This window comes from Enterobacter sp. 2VL, assembly GCF_005503595.1.
Classification (GTDB): Bacteria; Pseudomonadota; Gammaproteobacteria; order Enterobacterales; family Enterobacteriaceae; genus Enterobacter; species Enterobacter cancerogenus.
Genome location: NZ_SCNE01000013.1, coordinates 65,087 through 81,489, shown reverse-complemented (window position 1 = coordinate 81,489; position 16,403 = coordinate 65,087). Strand labels below are relative to the sequence as shown.

Here is a 16,403-nt window from a genome sequence, read left to right as displayed (position 1 = left end):
AAATCCGGTGGTTACAGAAGTCTTCGGTGGAGCGGTAGTTCAGTCGGTTAGAATACCTGCCTGTCACGCAGGGGGTCGCGGGTTCGAGTCCCGTCCGTTCCGCCACTTATTAAGACATTAAGCCTGCCTTTTTGGCAGGCTTAATGGCAAGAAGATTTAGGGGCGTAGCTCAGTTGGTAGAGCACCGGTCTCCAAAACCGGGTGTCGCGAGTTCGAGTCTCTCCGCCCCTGCCATATAGAATCCTTTGCTTCGGCAAAGGATTTTTTTTTGCCTCAAATCTAGCAAAATCTCCCCATTTCTTACCCAGCCTGCGTCCCTGCAGGCTGAAGTATCATTCCATGATATTGATTTTAAGCAGATCTTTTATCTGCGACTGCTTATCGCTGTTTTGCAGCCAAATAGCATACAGCGGTCTGGAAAGCGTGGTGGAATCCGTAACGGTATGGAGACCCGGTTTACCCTCCGCCCAGCGTGTCGGTAACCATGTACACCCCTTCAATGAAGGAAGCTGCTGACAGACGACCTCCGCTGAACTGGTGGTTAACTGCGGCACGTCATCGCTCGCAAGTAACCCGGACTCATGCTGTTGAAAATCCGGCCCCCACTCAAGACGAAGGTAGTTAAGATCGGCTTTCATCATCGACGGGGCAGAGGCATAAAGTGCAAGAGCAAACTGCCCGACGATCTGGCTGCTAAATTCGTCCATTTTGGGGGCTTCTGTCGTGATCAGGAGATCCAGTTGTCGTTCATGGAGTTGTTTCACCAGTGACTGGCGTTGTGCAATACGAGCCTCAAATTGCAGATGATTGTGTGAATGATACAGGCGGGTAAGCCACTGGCTGAGCATGCATTCCCACAACGATGCACTTGCGCCAATGGAGAATTCATTGTGCCTTGAGGTATTCGCCACCTCCTTTCTGGCTGCCTGCCAGGTATTCATCAACGTTTCTGCGTAGGGCAGCAGTTTCTCCCCCGCCGGTGTTAAGCGGATATTATTGCGGTGGCGGGTAAAAAGATTCACACCCAATTGATTTTCCAGCTGTCGAATACGAAAACTGACCGCTGACTGCGTCAGGTAAAGGGCTTCAGCTGCTCGCCCAAAGTGGCGTGTTCTGCTCACTTCAAGGAAAGTTTTTAGCAATTCCGTATCCACATCTTTCTCCGCAAAATTATTTGTCGTTATGATTTAAATGTTTTGTTTTACACTCTGTCAAGCGTAACTAATACTCCGCGCCATAAATAGCTCGGCCAAAGAATTAGGAGCGTGTAGGATGGCGGAAAGCTTTACGACGACTAATCGTTTTTTCGACAATAAACATTATCCGCGCGGGTTCTCTCGTCACGGCGATTTCACCATCAAAGAGGCGCAGCTGCTTGAGCGTCATGGTTATGCCTTTAACGAGCTGGACCTCGGTAAACGTGAGCCTGTGACTGAAGATGAAAAACTGTTTGTGGCTGTTTGCCGCGGCGAGCGTGAGCCGCAGTCTGAGGTAGAACGTGTATGGAGCAAGTATATGGCTCGCATCAAGCGTCCTAAGCGTTTCCATACGCTATCAGGCGGTAAGCCTCAGGTTGAAGGTGCTGAGGATTACACCGAGTCTGACGATTAATCTGAAGAGAAAAGGGGCTACGGCCTGACGGTTCCCCATAAATAAAGACAGGCATAGAAGGTTGTGATCTACTTAGTGTTCCACCAAAAAGTAAGGTCACTCCTCTATGCCTGCTTCACAAGTTTGCCATAAATTTTTCAGCCAGTCCCTGAACTCCATTCATCAGTACCGTAAAAATGCCCTGCTCGATATGACCGTGGCCCTGACGCGTGGTGCTTCGCTTTCTCTTACCAGCATCGGCAGATACCTGCCAGGCCCCGCACGTGTTAAGCACAAGATTAAGCGTGTTGACCGGCACCTCAACAGCGACCTGATGTTCAGTGATATTCCCTCCGTCTACCAGCAGCTTGTATCACGCCTCACGCACAGCCTTTCAGTTTGTGTCATTGCCGTGGACTGGAGTGGCTATCCTTCATCAGAACTCAGTGTTTTGCGGGCAAGCTTATTGTGTGATGGCAGAGCTATCCCTCTGATGAGCACAGTTATTTCTTCCCGCTACCAGAACAACTCTGCCGTGCAAAATGCCTTTCTCGATCAGATGGCTGCCGCCATCGGCAAAGACAAGCAGGTCATTATCGTGACCGATGCAGGCTTTCGCAGCAGCTGGTTTCACCACATCCGCTCTCTGGGCTGGGATTTTGTCGGACGGGTCAGGGGCAGCCTCTATTTTCAGGTCGTCGGGAATGAAGAGTGGCAGATGGCACGGGATATTGCGTCGACAACAACGGCGCGCTATCTGGGATTCGGGCGACTGGCACGTAACGCCAGCCGTGACTGTCCGGGACATTTCTACACTGTGCATAAGCGGGCGACGGGCAGGAAAAGCAGCCAGCATTACCCCGGAACAGACAGGATGTACCGCAAAAGCGCACGTGAGCCGTGGCTGCTTTTTACCAGCCTGATGGGATATAAGCCACGCGAGATAGTGAAAATTTACAGTCGCCGTATGCAGATAGAACAGAACTTCAGGGATGAAAAAAACGAACGCTATGGGCTGGGTCTGCGGGCAAGTAAAAGCCGGGGAGAAAAAAGAATATCCGTGCTGTGTCTGGTGGCTACCCTTTACAGCATCATTATGTGGCTGACGGGATATTTTATTGAAAGTAAGGGAATAAACCGCTGGTTCCAGGCGAGCAGTGAGAAATCACGCAGGGTGCTGTCGTATCTGACGCTGAGTGAAAATGTCATGCGGCAGTCGCCGGGACTCCTGTCGGGGATGAACCCCGACAGGGTATACGCCGATATGGCGAGGGCCTATCGAAACATCATCATGGTGTACTGATAATGTTTCTGGGGATCCCTCAGGGCTACGGCCCCTTTTTTTATGCCAGCAGTTTTTGTAGATGAAGAAGTAAGCGATCGATCGCCCGATAGCTCAGTGCCTCCTGCAAATGCTGCCTCTCAATATCGGGGCATCCCTCCATATCGGCGACAGTTCTTGCCACTTTTAACAGGCGCTGCCATGCGCGAATGGAAAGCCCAAACCTTTGCAACGTCTCTTCCAGCCAGCCTGCGTCTTCGGTTTTAAGGGGGCAACACTGGCGTATACCCGTGTTATCAAGACGCGCGTTGAGCCTGCCCTGACGCGCGTACTGCCGCTCCTGTGCAGCAATAACCCGTTCGCGCACCTGTGCTGTACTTTCACCTCTGGCGTCGGGGTGTCGAAGTAGCCCAGGCGGAGGTAGCGGGATCTCAAGAGATAAATCAAACCGGTCGAGAAAAGGGCCGGAGAGTTTTCCCAGATAGCGCAGCGTCTGCTCGGGCGTCGAACGGTTGTGGTTGCCCTGGTAATGCCCTGTCGGGCTGGGGTTCATTGCCGCAACCAGCTGAAATTTAGCGGGATAGCTAATTTTGGCTCGCGTGCGGGAGATATGAATCTCTCCCGACTCTATCGGCTCGCGCAGCGCATCCAGCACGCGCCGCTCAAATTCCGGCAGTTCATCCAGAAACAGAATGCCATTGTGTGCCAGCGAAATTTCACCTGGCCCCGGGATTGACCCGCCTCCCACCATCGCCGTGAGAGAGGCGCTATGGTGCGGCGATCGGAAAGGGCGGCGCCGCCACTGTTTGTGCAGGGATGTCGCATTGACCAGACTCAAAATCGCCGCGCTTTCGAGGGCTTCATGGTTGTTGAGCGGAGGCAGCAAACCGCTCAGCCTGCTTGCCAGCATGGTTTTACCCGTCCCGGGCGGGCCGACGAGCAAAAGATTATGTCCTCCTGCAGCGGTAATCTCTAATGCTCGCTTCCCCTGCTCCTGGCCCAGGATGTCGCTCAGATCGTCTACAGGCGCCGGCAGCGCGTCGTGACACTCTTCCGGTTCAGCAAGCTCATGCCGTCCTTCCAGATACGCACAAACCTCCTGTAAATGCCCGGCGACCAGGCAGCCTTTCTCAGCAATGAGGCTAACTTCTGCCGCATTCTCATTCGCCACAATGATTTGCCGTCCTGCGCGGATAGCTTCCAGCGCACCCGAGATCGCACCGGGAACGCCTCTTAGCGCGCCTGTAAGCGCCAGTTCACCGATGAACTCATACGAGCCTAACCTTGAGGCATTAAGCTGCTCAGAGGCGGCGAGAAGCGCGATAGCAATAGGTAAATCATATCGTCCGCCCTCCTTTGGCAAATCGGCTGGGGCGAGGTTGATAGTGATCTTCTTCGCCGGGAAGTTATAACCGCTATTGATAATTGCACTGCGCACCCGATCCCGGGCCTCTTTAACCGTCGTTTCCGGCAGGCCCACGAGCGTTAGCCCGGGTAAACCGTTGCTCAAATGCACCTCAACGGAAATGAGCGGAGCTTTCACGCCGAGCGCCGCGCGCGTATAGACAACTGACAGTGACATGACACTACCTCCTGTCCGTTACTATGCACGCATCATGCGCCGTTTTTTAGCGTTCTTTCCCGGCGTTTCGGTGCGTGTTCCGGCTTTTTACCTTCTTGTTGTAAGCGTTGCATCAATCTGGAATGCGCATCGTAGAAATGGCTGCTCATGCGTTTCGGGTCTTAAAAACGCCAAAAAAAATGAAAAAAATTCATTTTTGTATTTTCCCTATATAAAACAACACTTAATAAAAAAATAATTTGCACGCTATCTAAATCAGTCATAAATAAATCTTGTGCTTATTTAAATAACTGTGGTAACTCTTTAGGTATTCCTTCGAACAAGAAGCCAAAAGAACTGAAAATGACAGCCCTTCTACGAGTGATTAGCCTGGTCGTGATTAGCGTGGTGGTGATTATTATCCCACCGTGCGGGGCTGCACTTGGACGAGGAAAGGCTTAGAAATCAAGCCTTAACGAACTAAGACCCCCGCACCGAAAGGTCCGGGGGTTTTTTTATGACTAAAAAACGTTAACGAGGAGCAGACAATGAGAATTAGCACAAAATTCTGTTTCTCCCGATTTATGACGGGGAACTAACTATGAACGGGGCACAGTGGGTGGTACATGCGTTGCGCGCGCAGGGAGTCGAAACGATATTCGGATATCCGGGTGGCGCAATTATGCCGATTTACGATGCATTGTATGACGGCGGCGTGGAACACCTGCTGTGTCGCCATGAGCAGGGCGCGGCAATGGCGGCCATTGGCTATGCACGCGCTACGGGTAAAACCGGCGTCTGCATGGCGACATCCGGCCCGGGTGCCACCAACCTGATCACCGGCCTGGCCGACGCACTGCTCGATTCTGTTCCCGTTGTGGCGATCACCGGCCAGGTGGCTTCGCCGTTCATCGGTACCGATGCCTTCCAGGAAGTGGATGTGCTCGGTCTGTCGCTGGCCTGCACCAAACACAGCTTTCTGGTTCAGTCGCTGGACGAGCTGCCGCGCGTGATGGCGGAAGCATTCGAGGTGGCAAACTCCGGTCGCCCGGGTCCGGTGCTGGTTGATATCCCGAAAGACATCCAGGTCGCTCAGGGTGAACTGGAGCCACACTTCTCCACGGTTGAAAGTGCCGATACGTTCCCACATGCCGCCATGGGCGAGGCTTGTGAAATGCTGGCTCAGGCCCAGCAGCCGATGCTGTACGTTGGTGGTGGCGTAGGCATGGCGCAGGCCGTTCCCGCCCTGCGTGAGTTCATCGCGGTGACGCAAATACCCGCCGCCTGCACGCTGAAAGGTCTGGGCGCGGTTGACGCAGACTACCCGTACTATCTGGGCATGTTGGGGATGCACGGCACCAAAGCAGCGAACCTGGCGGTGCAAGAGTGCGACCTGCTCATCGCCGTGGGCGCGCGTTTTGATGATCGCGTCACCGGCAAACTGAACACCTTCGCGCCGAACGCCAGGGTGATCCATATGGATATCGACCCGGCGGAGATGAACAAGCTGCGTCAGGCGCACGTTGCGCTGCAGGGCGATCTGAACGCACTGTTACCCGCTTTGCAGCAGCCGCTGGATATTAACGCATGGCGCCAGCACACCGCTGATATGCGTTCTGAACACGCGTGGCGTTACGATCACCCAGGCGACGCCATCTACGCGCCGCTACTGCTGAAACAGTTGTCCGACCGTAAACCCGCAGACAGCGTGGTCACCACCGACGTTGGCCAGCATCAGATGTGGTCGGCCCAGCACATGACCTATACGCGACCGGAAAACTTCATCACCTCCAGCGGGTTAGGTACCATGGGCTTTGGTCTGCCTGCCGCTGTGGGTGCTCAGGTTGCCCGTCCGAACGACACGGTTATCTGTATCTCCGGTGACGGCTCCTTCATGATGAACGTTCAGGAACTCGGCACCGTGAAGCGCAAGCAGTTGCCGCTGAAAATCGTGTTGCTCGATAACCAGCGTTTAGGCATGGTGCGTCAGTGGCAACAGCTGTTCTTCCAGGAGCGTTACAGCGAAACCACCCTGACCGATAACCCTGACTTCCTCACTCTGGCCAGCGCCTTTGGCATTCCCGGCCAGCACATCACCCGTAAAGACCAGGTTGAAGCGGCACTCGACACCATGCTGTCAAGCGAAGGGCCGTACCTGCTTCATGTCTCAATCGACGAACTTGAGAACGTCTGGCCGTTGGTACCGCCCGGTGCCAGTAACTCACAAATGCTGGAGAAATTATCATGATGCAACATCAGGTCGCCGTGCAGGCTCGCTTCAATCCGGAAACATTAGAACGCGTTTTGCGCGTGGTGCGTCACCGTGGCTTTCAGATCTGCTCCATGAACATGGAGACGGCCACCGACGCTCAGAACATCAGTATCGAATTAACCGTTGCCAGCCCGCGGTCGGTCGACTTACTGTTTAGTCAGTTATCAAAGCTGGTAGACGTTGCCCATGTTGCCATCTGCCAGAGCACAACCACATCACAACAAATCCGCGCTTGAGCGTGACAGGACGAAAAAATGACGACAAAAAAAGCTGATTACATTTGGTTCAACGGTGAGATGGTTCGTTGGGAAGACGCGAAAGTTCACGTGATGTCCCACGCGCTGCACTACGGCACCTCCGTGTTTGAAGGTATCCGTTGCTACGACTCTCACAAAGGGCCAGTGGTGTTCCGCCATCGCGAACACATGCAGCGTCTGCATGACTCAGCCAAAATTTATCGTTTCCCGGTCTCTCAGAGCGTGGATGAACTGATGGAAGCCTGCCGCGAGGTGATCCGCAAGAACAACCTGACCAGCGCCTATATTCGTCCGCTGGTGTTTGTGGGTGATGTGGGGATGGGCGTTAACCCGCCAGAGGGTTATACCACCGATGTGATCATTGCTGCGTTCCCGTGGGGCGCCTACCTGGGTGCCGAAGCGCTGGATCAGGGGATCGACGCAATGGTTTCTTCCTGGAACCGCGTGGCGCCCAACACCATCCCAACCGCCGCCAAAGCGGGCGGTAACTACCTCTCTTCTCTGCTGGTGGGTAGCGAAGCACGCCGCCACGGCTATCAGGAAGGTATCGCGCTGGATGTGAATGGCTACATCTCGGAAGGTGCGGGCGAAAACCTGTTTGAAGTCAAAGACGGCATTCTGTTCACGCCGCCGTTTACCTCTTCTGCGCTGCCGGGCATCACCCGCGATGCCATCATCAAGCTGGCGAAAGATCTGGGTATCGAAGTGCGCGAGCAGGTGCTCTCCCGCGAATCCCTGTACCTCGCCGATGAAGTGTTCATGTCCGGTACGGCGGCTGAAATCACGCCGGTTCGTAGCGTCGACGGCATTCAGGTGGGCGAAGGCCGCTGTGGCCCGGTCACCAAACGCATTCAGCAAGCTTTCTTTGGCCTGTTCACCGGTGAAACAGACGATAAATACGGCTGGTTGGATCAGGTTAATCACTAAATATAACTGTGGGGCGGCACGCACCGTCCCCTTTACGAGTCAGACGGGAGTAAATTAAGCATGCCTAAGTATCGTTCCGCCACCACCACCCACGGCCGTAATATGGCCGGTGCCCGCGCGCTGTGGCGCGCCACCGGGATGACCGACGCCGATTTCGGCAAGCCCATTATCGCCGTGGTTAACTCCTTCACCCAGTTTGTGCCGGGCCACGTACATTTGCGCGATCTCGGTAAACTGGTTGCCGAGCAAATTGAAGCCTCTGGCGGCGTGGCGAAAGAGTTCAACACCATTGCGGTGGATGATGGCATCGCGATGGGTCACGGGGGCATGCTTTATTCACTGCCGTCGCGCGAGCTGATCGCCGACTCGGTGGAGTACATGGTTAACGCCCACTGCGCCGATGCGATGGTTTGTATCTCCAACTGCGACAAAATCACCCCGGGGATGCTGATGGCCTCCCTGCGCCTGAACATTCCGGTGATCTTCGTCTCCGGCGGGCCGATGGAAGCGGGAAAAACCAAGCTGTCCGATAAAATCATCAAGCTCGACCTGGTCGACGCGATGATTCAGGGCGCGGACCCGAAAGTGTCTGACGAGCAGAGCGATCAGGTGGAACGTTCCGCATGTCCGACCTGCGGCTCGTGTTCCGGGATGTTCACCGCTAACTCCATGAACTGCCTGACCGAAGCGCTGGGCCTGTCCCAGCCGGGCAACGGCTCGCTGCTGGCAACCCACGCCGACCGCAAACAGCTGTTCCTCAATGCGGGCAAGCGCATCGTGGAGCTGACCAAACGCTACTACGAGCAGGACGACGCCAGCGCGCTGCCGCGCAACATCGCCAGCAAAGCCGCGTTTGAAAATGCCATGACCCTGGATATCGCCATGGGCGGTTCCACCAACACCGTTCTGCACCTGCTGGCCGCCGCGCAGGAAGCCGAAATTGACTTCACCATGAGCGATATCGACAAGCTGTCGCGCAAGGTGCCGCAGTTGTGCAAAGTTGCGCCAAGCACCCAGAAGTACCACATGGAGGACGTTCACCGCGCCGGTGGCGTGCTGGGTATTCTGGGCGAGCTGGACCGCGCGGGGCTGCTTAACCGCGACGTGAAAAACGTGCTTGGCCTGACGCTGCCGCAGTCGCTGGAGCAATACGACGTGATGCTTACCAAAGACGACGCGGTGAAGGACATGTTCCGCGCCGGTCCGGCAGGCATTCGTACCACGCAGGCGTTCTCGCAGGATTGCCGCTGGGATACGCTGGATGACGATCGCGCCGAAGGCTGCATTCGCTCGCTGGAGCACGCCTACAGCAAAGACGGCGGGCTTGCCGTGCTGTACGGTAACTTTGCGGAAAACGGCTGCATCGTGAAAACCGCAGGCGTGGATGACAGCATCCTGAAATTCACCGGTCCGGCAAAAGTGTACGAAAGCCAGGACGATGCGGTGGAAGCCATTCTCGGTGGCAAAGTGGTTGCCGGCGACGTGGTGGTGATCCGCTACGAAGGGCCAAAAGGCGGGCCGGGCATGCAGGAGATGCTTTACCCAACCACCTTCCTGAAATCCATGGGCCTCGGTAAAGCCTGCGCGCTGATCACCGACGGCCGTTTCTCCGGCGGGACATCCGGTCTCTCCATTGGTCACGTATCGCCGGAAGCGGCAAGCGGCGGCAACATTGCGATCATCGAAGATGGCGATCTGATTGAGATCGACATTCCGAACCGTGGCATTCAGCTCAAGCTCAGCGACCAGGAGATTGCCGCGCGTCGTGAAGCGCAGGATGCACGCGGCGACAAAGCCTGGACGCCGAAAGACCGCCAGCGTGAAGTCTCCTTCGCCCTGCGTGCTTATGCGAGCCTTGCCACCAGTGCAGACAAAGGCGCGGTACGCGATAAATCGAAACTTGGGGGCTAATAATGGCCGAGTCACAACCCTTATCTGCCGCCCCCGAGGGGGCGGAATATCTGAGGGCGGTGCTGCGCGCGCCGGTCTATGAGGCCGTGCAGGTCACGCCTTTGCAGAAAATGGAAAAACTCTCTTCGCGCCTGGATAACGTTATTCTGGTGAAACGCGAAGATCGGCAGCCGGTGCACAGCTTCAAGCTGCGCGGTGCCTACGCGATGATGGCCGGGCTGACCGACGAGCAAAAAGCGCGCGGCGTGATCACCGCGTCGGCAGGTAACCACGCGCAGGGCGTGGCGTTCTCCTCGGCCCGTCTGGGGCTGAAAGCGCTGATCGTGATGCCGGTTGCCACAGCCGATATCAAAGTCGACGCGGTGCGCGGTTTCGGCGGCGAGGTGCTGCTCCACGGCGCTAATTTTGACGAAGCCAAGGCCAAAGCGATTGAGCTGGCGCAGCAGCAGGGGTTTACCTGGGTGCCGCCGTTCGATCACCCGATGGTCATCGCCGGGCAGGGCACGCTGGCGCTGGAGTTGCTCCAGCAGGATGCCCATCTTGACCGCGTGTTCGTGCCGGTGGGCGGCGGCGGTCTGGCGGCGGGCGTGGCCGTGCTGATCAAACAGCTGATGCCGCAGATCAAAGTCATCGCCGTTGAAGCGGAAGACTCAGCCTGCCTGAAGGCGGCGCTGGACGCCGGGCATCCGGTGGATCTGCCGCGCGTCGGGCTGTTTGCCGAGGGCGTGGCCGTCAAACGCATTGGCGATGAAACATTCCGTCTCTGCCAGGAATATCTCGACGATATCGTTACGGTTGATAGCGATGCTATCTGCGCGGCGATGAAAGATCTCTTTGAGGACGTTCGCGCCGTGGCGGAGCCTTCCGGCGCGCTGGCGCTGGCGGGAATGAAAAAATACATCGTCCAGCACACCATTCGCGGCGAGCGTCTGGCGCACGTGCTTTCCGGAGCCAACGTGAACTTCCACGGTCTGCGCTACGTATCCGAGCGCTGCGAGCTGGGCGAGCAGCGTGAAGCGTTGCTGGCGGTGACCATTCCGGAGGAGAAGGGCAGCTTCCTGAAGTTTTGCCAGCTGCTGGGCGGCCGGGCGGTGACGGAGTTCAACTACCGTTTCGCCGATGCCAAAGACGCCTGTATTTTTGTTGGCGTGCGCCTGAGCCGTGGCCTGGAAGAACGAAAAGAGATCCTCAGCCTGCTGCACGAGGGGGGATATAGCGTGGTGGATCTGTCCGACGATGAAATGGCGAAGCTGCACGTGCGCTACATGGTCGGCGGACGTCCGTCCAAGCCGCTGCGGGAACGCCTGTTCAGCTTCGAGTTTCCGGAATCGCCGGGCGCATTGCTCAAGTTCCTGCACACGCTGGGCACGCACTGGAACATCTCCCTGTTCCACTACCGCAGCCACGGCACCGACTACGGTCGCGTGCTGGCGGCGTTCGAGCTGGGCGAGCACGAGCCGGATTTCGAAACGCGGCTGAACGAGCTGGGCTATGAGTGTCACGACGAAACGCACAACCCGGCGTTCAGGTTCTTCCTCGCAGGGTAAGCGGAGCGTAGGTCGGGTCAGCGTAGCGCCACCCGGCTTTAGTGATTGGGCAGTATCTTCCAGAACGCATCAATAAGCGGCTCATGCAGCCGCTTTTTTTGTGCGCACACGCCAAGCTCGAACGGCGTTTTCTCGTCGCTGCGCTCCAGAATCATCACGCGGTTGCGCACCGGTTCCGGGCTGTTCTCCAGCACCACCTCCGGGAGCAGCGCCACGCCGCAGCCCAGCGCCACCATCGAAACCATCGCCTCATGCCCGCCAACCGTCGCGTAGATTGACGGGTTGCTGATCTTCTGGCGACGGAACCACAGCTCTATGCGGCGGCGCACCGGCCCCTGATCGGCCATGATAAACGGCACCGTTGACCAGTCCGGTTTTTCCACCGACACCTGATTACGCACCGGGCAGGGCAGCGCGGGGGCAATCAACACCACGGCCAGGTTCTCGAGCATAGAGAACGCCACCGCGCCCGGCAGGGTTTCCGGTTTGCCCGCAATGGCCAGATCGGCTTCGCCCGTCACCACTTTTTCCATTGCGTCGGCAGCATCACCCGTCGTGAGCTTAATTTCCACCGACGGATGTTCCGCGCGGAAACGGTCAAGGATCGGCGGCAGGTGGCTATAGGCGGCGGTTACCGAACAGAATATGTGAAGCTCCCCGGAAAGAGACGGCCCCTGCTGGTCGATAGTGTGCCGCAGCTGTTGGTACTGCAGCAGCGTTTGCTGGGCAAACACGCGCAGCTCTTCCCCGGCTTCGGTGAGAGTGACGGTGCGGTTATCGCGGACAAACAGGGGCTGGCCGAGGTCTTCCTCAAGCCGCTGGATCTGGCGCGACAGCGTGGAAGGACTGACGTGCATCGCGCGGGCACTGCGGCCAAAGTGACGGCTTTCCGCCAGGTGCAGGAACATTTTCAGATCGCGTAAATCCATGAATACCCATCCCCCGATTTACATTGCAAATACTGCAACGTGACGTTGTGAATATATCAATTTCCGCAATAAATTTCCTGTTGTAATGTGGGTACATTCTCGCTGAAAGGCGAACCGAACAATAAGACACACAACATCACGAGGTATCACCCATGGCTAACTACTTTAATACACTGAACTTGCGCCAGCAGCTGGCGCAGCTGGGCAAATGCCGCTTTATGGGGCGCGAAGAATTTGCCGATGGCGCGAGCTACCTTCAGGGTAAAAAAGTGGTCATCGTCGGCTGTGGCGCACAGGGCCTGAACCAGGGGCTGAACATGCGTGACTCCGGTCTGGATATCTCCTACGCCCTGCGCAAAGAAGCGATTGCCGAAAAGCGCGCGTCCTGGCGTAAAGCAACCGAAAACGGCTTCAAAGTGGGCACGTATGAAGATCTGATCCCGCAGGCGGATCTGGTGGTTAACCTGACGCCAGACAAACAGCACTCTGACGTGGTGCGTGCCGTACAGCCGCTGATGAAAGATGGCGCGGCGCTGGGTTACTCCCATGGCTTCAACATCGTGGAAGTGGGCGAGCAGATCCGCAAAGACATCACCGTCGTGATGGTGGCACCGAAGTGCCCGGGTACCGAAGTGCGTGAAGAGTACAAACGTGGCTTCGGCGTACCGACGCTGATCGCGGTTCACCCGGAAAACGATCCGAAAGGCGAAGGCATGGCGATTGCCAAGGCATGGGCAGCGGCCACTGGCGGCCACCGTGCGGGCGTGCTGGAATCCTCCTTCGTTGCAGAAGTGAAATCTGACCTGATGGGTGAGCAAACCATTCTGTGCGGTATGCTGCAGGCCGGTTCTCTGCTGTGTTTCGACAAGCTGGTGGAAGAGGGTACGGACCCGGCATACGCCGAAAAACTGATTCAGTTCGGCTGGGAAACCATCACCGAAGCGCTGAAGCAGGGCGGTATCACGCTGATGATGGATCGTCTGTCCAACCCGGCAAAACTGCGTGCTTATGCGCTGTCTGAACAGCTGAAAACCATCATGGCTCCGCTGTTCCAGAAACATATGGACGACATCATCTCCGGTGAGTTCTCTTCCGGTATGATGGCCGACTGGGCGAACGACGATAAAAACCTGCTGACCTGGCGTGAAGAGACCGGTAAAACCGCCTTTGAAACCGCCCCGCAGTTTGACGGCAAAATCAGCGAGCAGGAGTACTTCGATAAAGGCGTTCTGATGATCGCGATGGTGAAAGCGGGCGTTGAGCTGGCGTTTGAAACCATGGTGGATTCCGGCATCATCGAAGAGTCTGCGTACTACGAATCACTGCACGAACTGCCGCTGATCGCGAACACCATCGCCCGTAAGCGTCTGTATGAAATGAACGTGGTTATCTCGGATACCGCTGAATACGGTAACTACCTGTTCTCTTACGCCTGCGTACCGCTGCTGAAAGAGTTCATGACCACCCTGCAGGCGGGCGATCTGGGCAAAGCGATTGCGGAAGGTGCGGTAGATAACGCACAGCTGCGTGACGTGAACGAAGCCATTCGTAGCCACGAGATCGAGAAAGTGGGCCAGAAGCTGCGCGGCTACATGACCGATATGAAGCGTATTGCGGTAGCGAGTTAACCCTCTTGTCGGGTGGCGCTTCGCTTACCCGACCTACAAAAACGTAAATGCAGGCCGGGTAAGGCGCAGTCGCCACCCGGCTTTTTATTTGCGATACAACACTTTAATGACGTGGTAGCCAAACTGCGTGTGCAGTGGACCCGTAGGCTCCAGCACCGGGCAGGAGAAAACCACTTTATCGAACGCCGGAACCATCTGGCCCTGACGGAATTCACCCAGGTCGCCGCCGCGTTTGCCTGACGGACAAATCGAGTGTTTCTTTGCCAGCTTGCCGAAGTCGGCGCCGTTTTTAAGCTGTTCAAGAAGATCCTGTGCCAGTTTCTCTTCTTTAACAAGGATATGCAGTGCTGCTGCTGTTTTTGCCATGATCGTGCCTTGAGTCAACGAGTTTACGCTCGGTATACTACCACGCGTTTTTCCTCCTCTCCCGACTTTCATTGAGCGATCCTTATGCGTTTAAACCCCGGACAACAACAAGCCGTCGAATTTGTCACCGGACCCTGCCTGGTGCTGGCGGGGGCGGGATCCGGTAAAACCCGCGTCATTACCAATAAAATTGCCCATCTTATCCGTGGCTGTGGCTATCAGGCGCGGCATATCGCGGCGGTGACCTTTACCAATAAAGCGGCACGCGAGATGAAAGAGCGCGTGGGCCAGACGCTGGGGCGCAAAGAGGCGCGCGGCCTGATGATCTCCACCTTCCACACGCTGGGGCTGGACATCATCAAGCGCGAGTATGCGGCGCTGGGGATGAAGTCTAATTTCTCGCTCTTCGATGACACCGATCAGGTGGCCTTGCTCAAAGAGCTGACCGAAGGGCTGATCGAGGATGACAAAACCGTTCTCCAGCAGCTGATCTCGACGATCTCCAACTGGAAAAACGATCTGATGACGCCGTCGCAGGCAGCGGCGATCGCCAAAGGCGAACGGGATCGCATCTTCGCGCACTGCTACGGTCTGTACGATGCGCACATGAAAGCCTGTAACGTACTGGATTTCGACGATCTGATCCTGCTGCCTACGCTGCTGTTGCAGCGCAATGAAGAGGTACGCGAGCGCTGGCAGAATAAAATCCGCTACCTGCTGGTGGATGAATATCAGGATACCAACACCAGCCAGTACGAACTGGTGAAGCTGTTGGTCGGGCAGCGGGCGCGTTTTACCGTCGTGGGCGATGACGATCAGTCTATCTACTCCTGGCGCGGCGCACGTCCGCAAAACCTGGTGCTGCTGAGCAAAGATTTTCCGGCGCTGCAGGTGATTAAGCTGGAGCAGAACTACCGTTCGTCCGGGCGCATCCTGAAGGCGGCAAACATTCTGATCGCCAATAACCCGCACGTGTTTGAAAAGCGTCTCTTCTCCGAGCTGGGCTACGGCACGGAGCTGAAGGTGCTTAGTGCCAACAATGAAGAGCATGAAGCGGAGCGCGTCACCGGCGAGCTGATCGCCCATCACTTCGTGAATAAAACCGAATATAAGGATTACGCGATCCTCTATCGCGGCAACCACCAGTCCCGCGTCTTTGAAAAGATGCTGATGCAGAACCGCATTCCGTACAAAATCTCGGGCGGTACCTCGTTCTTCTCCCGCCCGGAAATCAAAGACCTGCTGGCCTATCTACGTGTACTGACCAACCCGGATGACGACAGCGCCTTCCTGCGTATCGTGAACACGCCGAAGCGCGAAATCGGCCCGGCAACGCTGCAAAAACTCGGCGAATGGGCGATGACGCGCAGTAAAAGTATGTTTACCGCCAGCTTCGATATGGGCCTGAGCCAGACGCTCACCGGGCGCGGCTACGACAACTTAACCCGCTTTACCCACTGGCTTGGCGAGGTGCAGCGGCTGGCGGAACGCGAACCCGTCGCCGCGGTGCGCGATCTGATCCACGGTATTGATTACGAATCCTGGCTCTATGAAACGTCCGCCAGCCCGAAGGCAGCAGAGATGCGGATGAAAAACGTTAACCAGCTGTTCAACTGGATGACGGAAATGCTGGAAGGCTCGGAGATTGACGAGCCGATGACCCTGACGCAGGTGGTCACCCGCTTTACGCTGCGCGATATGATGGAGCGCGGCGAGAGCGAAGAGGAGGCCGATCAGGTTCAGCTGATGACGCTGCACGCCTCTAAAGGGCTGGAGTTCCCGTATGTTTATCTGGTGGGGATGGAAGAGGGGTTACTGCCGCACCAGAGCAGCATTGACGAAGACAACGTCGATGAAGAACGTCGTCTGGCCTACGTGGGCATTACGCGTGCTCAGAAAGAGCTGGTCTTTACGCTTTGCAAAGAGCGCCGACAGTACGGCGAGCTTGTCCGCCCGGAGCCGAGCCGTTTCCTGCTGGAGCTGCCGCAGGATGACCTGATCTGGGAGCAGGAGCGCAAGGTCATCACGGCTGAAGAGCGAATGCATAAAGGTCAGGCTAACGTGGCGAATATCCGCGCCATGCTGGCGAAAGCCAAAGAGAAGGGATGAAGCCGGGAGAATGGTAGGCCGGGC

At 56.5% G+C, this 16,403-nt stretch carries 15 protein-coding genes and 2 tRNA genes; 13 read left to right on the top strand and 4 right to left on the bottom strand.

Annotated features, from left to right (window positions below; all coding sequences use genetic code 11):
* Window positions 1-28 precede the first annotated feature (28 nt).
* Together FFS28_RS20710 and FFS28_RS20705 are read left to right on the top strand one after the other, a co-directional pair.
* Window positions 29-105, top strand: a tRNA-Asp gene (locus FFS28_RS20710).
* A gap of 53 nt (window positions 106-158) precedes the next feature.
* A tRNA-Trp gene (locus FFS28_RS20705) sits at window positions 159-234 on the top strand.
* 98 nt (window positions 235-332) lie between these two features.
* Here FFS28_RS20705 and hdfR read toward each other — a convergent pair.
* Window positions 333-1,154, bottom strand: coding sequence for an HTH-type transcriptional regulator HdfR (gene hdfR, locus FFS28_RS20700; RefSeq protein ID WP_137903847.1), 822 nt, complete (start codon window positions 1,152-1,154; stop codon window positions 333-335).
* A 118-nt stretch (window positions 1,155-1,272) separates the two neighbouring features.
* Between hdfR and FFS28_RS20695 the strand changes: the two genes are divergently transcribed.
* Both FFS28_RS20695 and FFS28_RS20690 read left to right on the top strand, forming a co-directional pair.
* Entirely contained in the window at window positions 1,273-1,611 is a 339-nt protein-coding gene (locus FFS28_RS20695; protein ID WP_137903846.1) for a MaoP family protein, read from the top strand.
* Window positions 1,612-1,717: 106 nt separating this feature from the next.
* The gene (locus FFS28_RS20690; RefSeq protein WP_137903845.1) at window positions 1,718-2,893 is read left to right on the top strand and encodes an IS4 family transposase; all 1,176 of its coding nucleotides are present in this window, start codon (window positions 1,718-1,720) and stop codon (window positions 2,891-2,893) included.
* A gap of 40 nt (window positions 2,894-2,933) precedes the next feature.
* Here the strand turns inward: FFS28_RS20690 and FFS28_RS20685 are convergent, their stop codons facing one another.
* Window positions 2,934-4,454: a YifB family Mg chelatase-like AAA ATPase gene (locus FFS28_RS20685; protein WP_137903844.1), complete on the bottom strand. Its 1,521-nt coding sequence runs from the start codon at window positions 4,452-4,454 to the stop codon at window positions 2,934-2,936.
* 342 nt (window positions 4,455-4,796) lie between these two features.
* Here FFS28_RS20685 and ilvL point away from each other — a divergent pair, with 342 nt between their 5' ends.
* The 7 genes from ilvL (at window position 4,797) to ilvA (ending at window position 11,347) form a co-directional block, all read left to right on the top strand.
* The gene (gene ilvL, locus FFS28_RS20680; protein WP_001311244.1) at window positions 4,797-4,895 is read left to right on the top strand and encodes an ilv operon leader peptide; all 99 of its coding nucleotides are present in this window, start codon (window positions 4,797-4,799) and stop codon (window positions 4,893-4,895) included.
* A gap of 86 nt (window positions 4,896-4,981) precedes the next feature.
* Window positions 4,982-5,032 carry a peptide IlvX gene (gene ilvX, locus FFS28_RS21750; protein WP_212743981.1) on the top strand — a complete coding sequence of 17 codons (51 nt, stop codon included), beginning with the start codon at window positions 4,982-4,984 and terminating at the stop codon, window positions 5,030-5,032.
* A 2-nt stretch (window positions 5,033-5,034) separates the two neighbouring features.
* Entirely contained in the window at window positions 5,035-6,681 is a 1,647-nt protein-coding gene (gene ilvG, locus FFS28_RS20675) for an acetolactate synthase 2 catalytic subunit (RefSeq protein WP_137903843.1), read from the top strand.
* Window positions 6,678-6,941, top strand: a complete 264-nt coding sequence (gene ilvM, locus FFS28_RS20670; protein ID WP_006179206.1) for an acetolactate synthase 2 small subunit — start codon at window positions 6,678-6,680, stop codon at window positions 6,939-6,941. Before ilvG ends, ilvM begins: the two co-directional genes overlap by 4 nt.
* Window positions 6,942-6,959: 18 nt before the next feature.
* The gene (locus FFS28_RS20665; RefSeq protein WP_006179207.1) at window positions 6,960-7,889 is read left to right on the top strand and encodes a branched-chain amino acid transaminase; all 930 of its coding nucleotides are present in this window, start codon (window positions 6,960-6,962) and stop codon (window positions 7,887-7,889) included.
* A 60-nt stretch (window positions 7,890-7,949) separates the two neighbouring features.
* A complete protein-coding gene (gene ilvD, locus FFS28_RS20660; RefSeq protein WP_137903842.1) occupies window positions 7,950-9,800 on the top strand; it encodes a dihydroxy-acid dehydratase in 1,851 nt (616 codons plus the stop codon).
* A gap of 2 nt (window positions 9,801-9,802) precedes the next feature.
* Complete coding sequence (gene ilvA, locus FFS28_RS20655) at window positions 9,803-11,347, top strand: threonine ammonia-lyase, biosynthetic (RefSeq protein ID WP_137903841.1); 1,545 nt, start codon at window positions 9,803-9,805, stop codon at window positions 11,345-11,347.
* A gap of 38 nt (window positions 11,348-11,385) precedes the next feature.
* On the opposite strand, the gene ilvY is transcribed toward ilvA, so the two are convergent.
* Complete coding sequence (gene ilvY, locus FFS28_RS20650) at window positions 11,386-12,276, bottom strand: HTH-type transcriptional activator IlvY (RefSeq protein WP_006179210.1); 891 nt, start codon at window positions 12,274-12,276, stop codon at window positions 11,386-11,388.
* Window positions 12,277-12,428: 152 nt separating this feature from the next.
* On the opposite strand from ilvY, the gene ilvC reads away from it, so the two are divergent.
* Window positions 12,429-13,904, top strand: coding sequence for a ketol-acid reductoisomerase (ilvC, locus tag FFS28_RS20645; RefSeq protein ID WP_137903840.1), 1,476 nt, complete (start codon window positions 12,429-12,431; stop codon window positions 13,902-13,904).
* Window positions 13,905-13,988: 84 nt separating this feature from the next.
* Here the strand turns inward: ilvC and ppiC are convergent, their stop codons facing one another.
* A complete protein-coding gene (gene ppiC, locus FFS28_RS20640) occupies window positions 13,989-14,270 on the bottom strand; it encodes a peptidylprolyl isomerase PpiC (protein WP_006179212.1) in 282 nt (93 codons plus the stop codon).
* Between the two features lie 84 nt (window positions 14,271-14,354).
* Here ppiC and rep point away from each other — a divergent pair, with 84 nt between their 5' ends.
* A complete protein-coding gene (rep, locus tag FFS28_RS20635) occupies window positions 14,355-16,379 on the top strand; it encodes a DNA helicase Rep (protein ID WP_101738484.1) in 2,025 nt (674 codons plus the stop codon).
* Window positions 16,380-16,403: the final 24 nt, after the last annotated feature.

Excerpts from the sequence above, each read along its gene's own strand:
- FFS28_RS20695 (WP_137903846.1), top strand. The coding sequence starts at position 1,273 with ATGGCGGAAAGCTTTACGACGACTAATCGTTTTTTCGACAATAAACAT.
- FFS28_RS20690 (WP_137903845.1), top strand. The coding sequence starts at position 1,718 with ATGCCTGCTTCACAAGTTTGCCATAAATTTTTCAGCCAGTCCCTGAAC.
- FFS28_RS20685 (WP_137903844.1), bottom strand. The coding sequence starts at position 4,454 with ATGTCACTGTCAGTTGTCTATACGCGCGCGGCGCTCGGCGTGAAAGCT.
- ilvL (WP_001311244.1), top strand. The coding sequence starts at position 4,797 with ATGACAGCCCTTCTACGAGTGATTAGCCTGGTCGTGATTAGCGTGGTG.
- ilvG (WP_137903843.1), top strand. The coding sequence starts at position 5,035 with ATGAACGGGGCACAGTGGGTGGTACATGCGTTGCGCGCGCAGGGAGTC.
- ilvM (WP_006179206.1), top strand. The coding sequence starts at position 6,678 with ATGATGCAACATCAGGTCGCCGTGCAGGCTCGCTTCAATCCGGAAACA.
- FFS28_RS20665 (WP_006179207.1), top strand. The coding sequence starts at position 6,960 with ATGACGACAAAAAAAGCTGATTACATTTGGTTCAACGGTGAGATGGTT.
- ilvD (WP_137903842.1), top strand. The coding sequence starts at position 7,950 with ATGCCTAAGTATCGTTCCGCCACCACCACCCACGGCCGTAATATGGCC.
- ilvA (WP_137903841.1), top strand. The coding sequence starts at position 9,803 with ATGGCCGAGTCACAACCCTTATCTGCCGCCCCCGAGGGGGCGGAATAT.
- ilvY (WP_006179210.1), bottom strand. The coding sequence starts at position 12,276 with ATGGATTTACGCGATCTGAAAATGTTCCTGCACCTGGCGGAAAGCCGT.
- ilvC (WP_137903840.1), top strand. The coding sequence starts at position 12,429 with ATGGCTAACTACTTTAATACACTGAACTTGCGCCAGCAGCTGGCGCAG.
- ppiC (WP_006179212.1), bottom strand. The coding sequence starts at position 14,270 with ATGGCAAAAACAGCAGCAGCACTGCATATCCTTGTTAAAGAAGAGAAA.
- rep (WP_101738484.1), top strand. The coding sequence starts at position 14,355 with ATGCGTTTAAACCCCGGACAACAACAAGCCGTCGAATTTGTCACCGGA.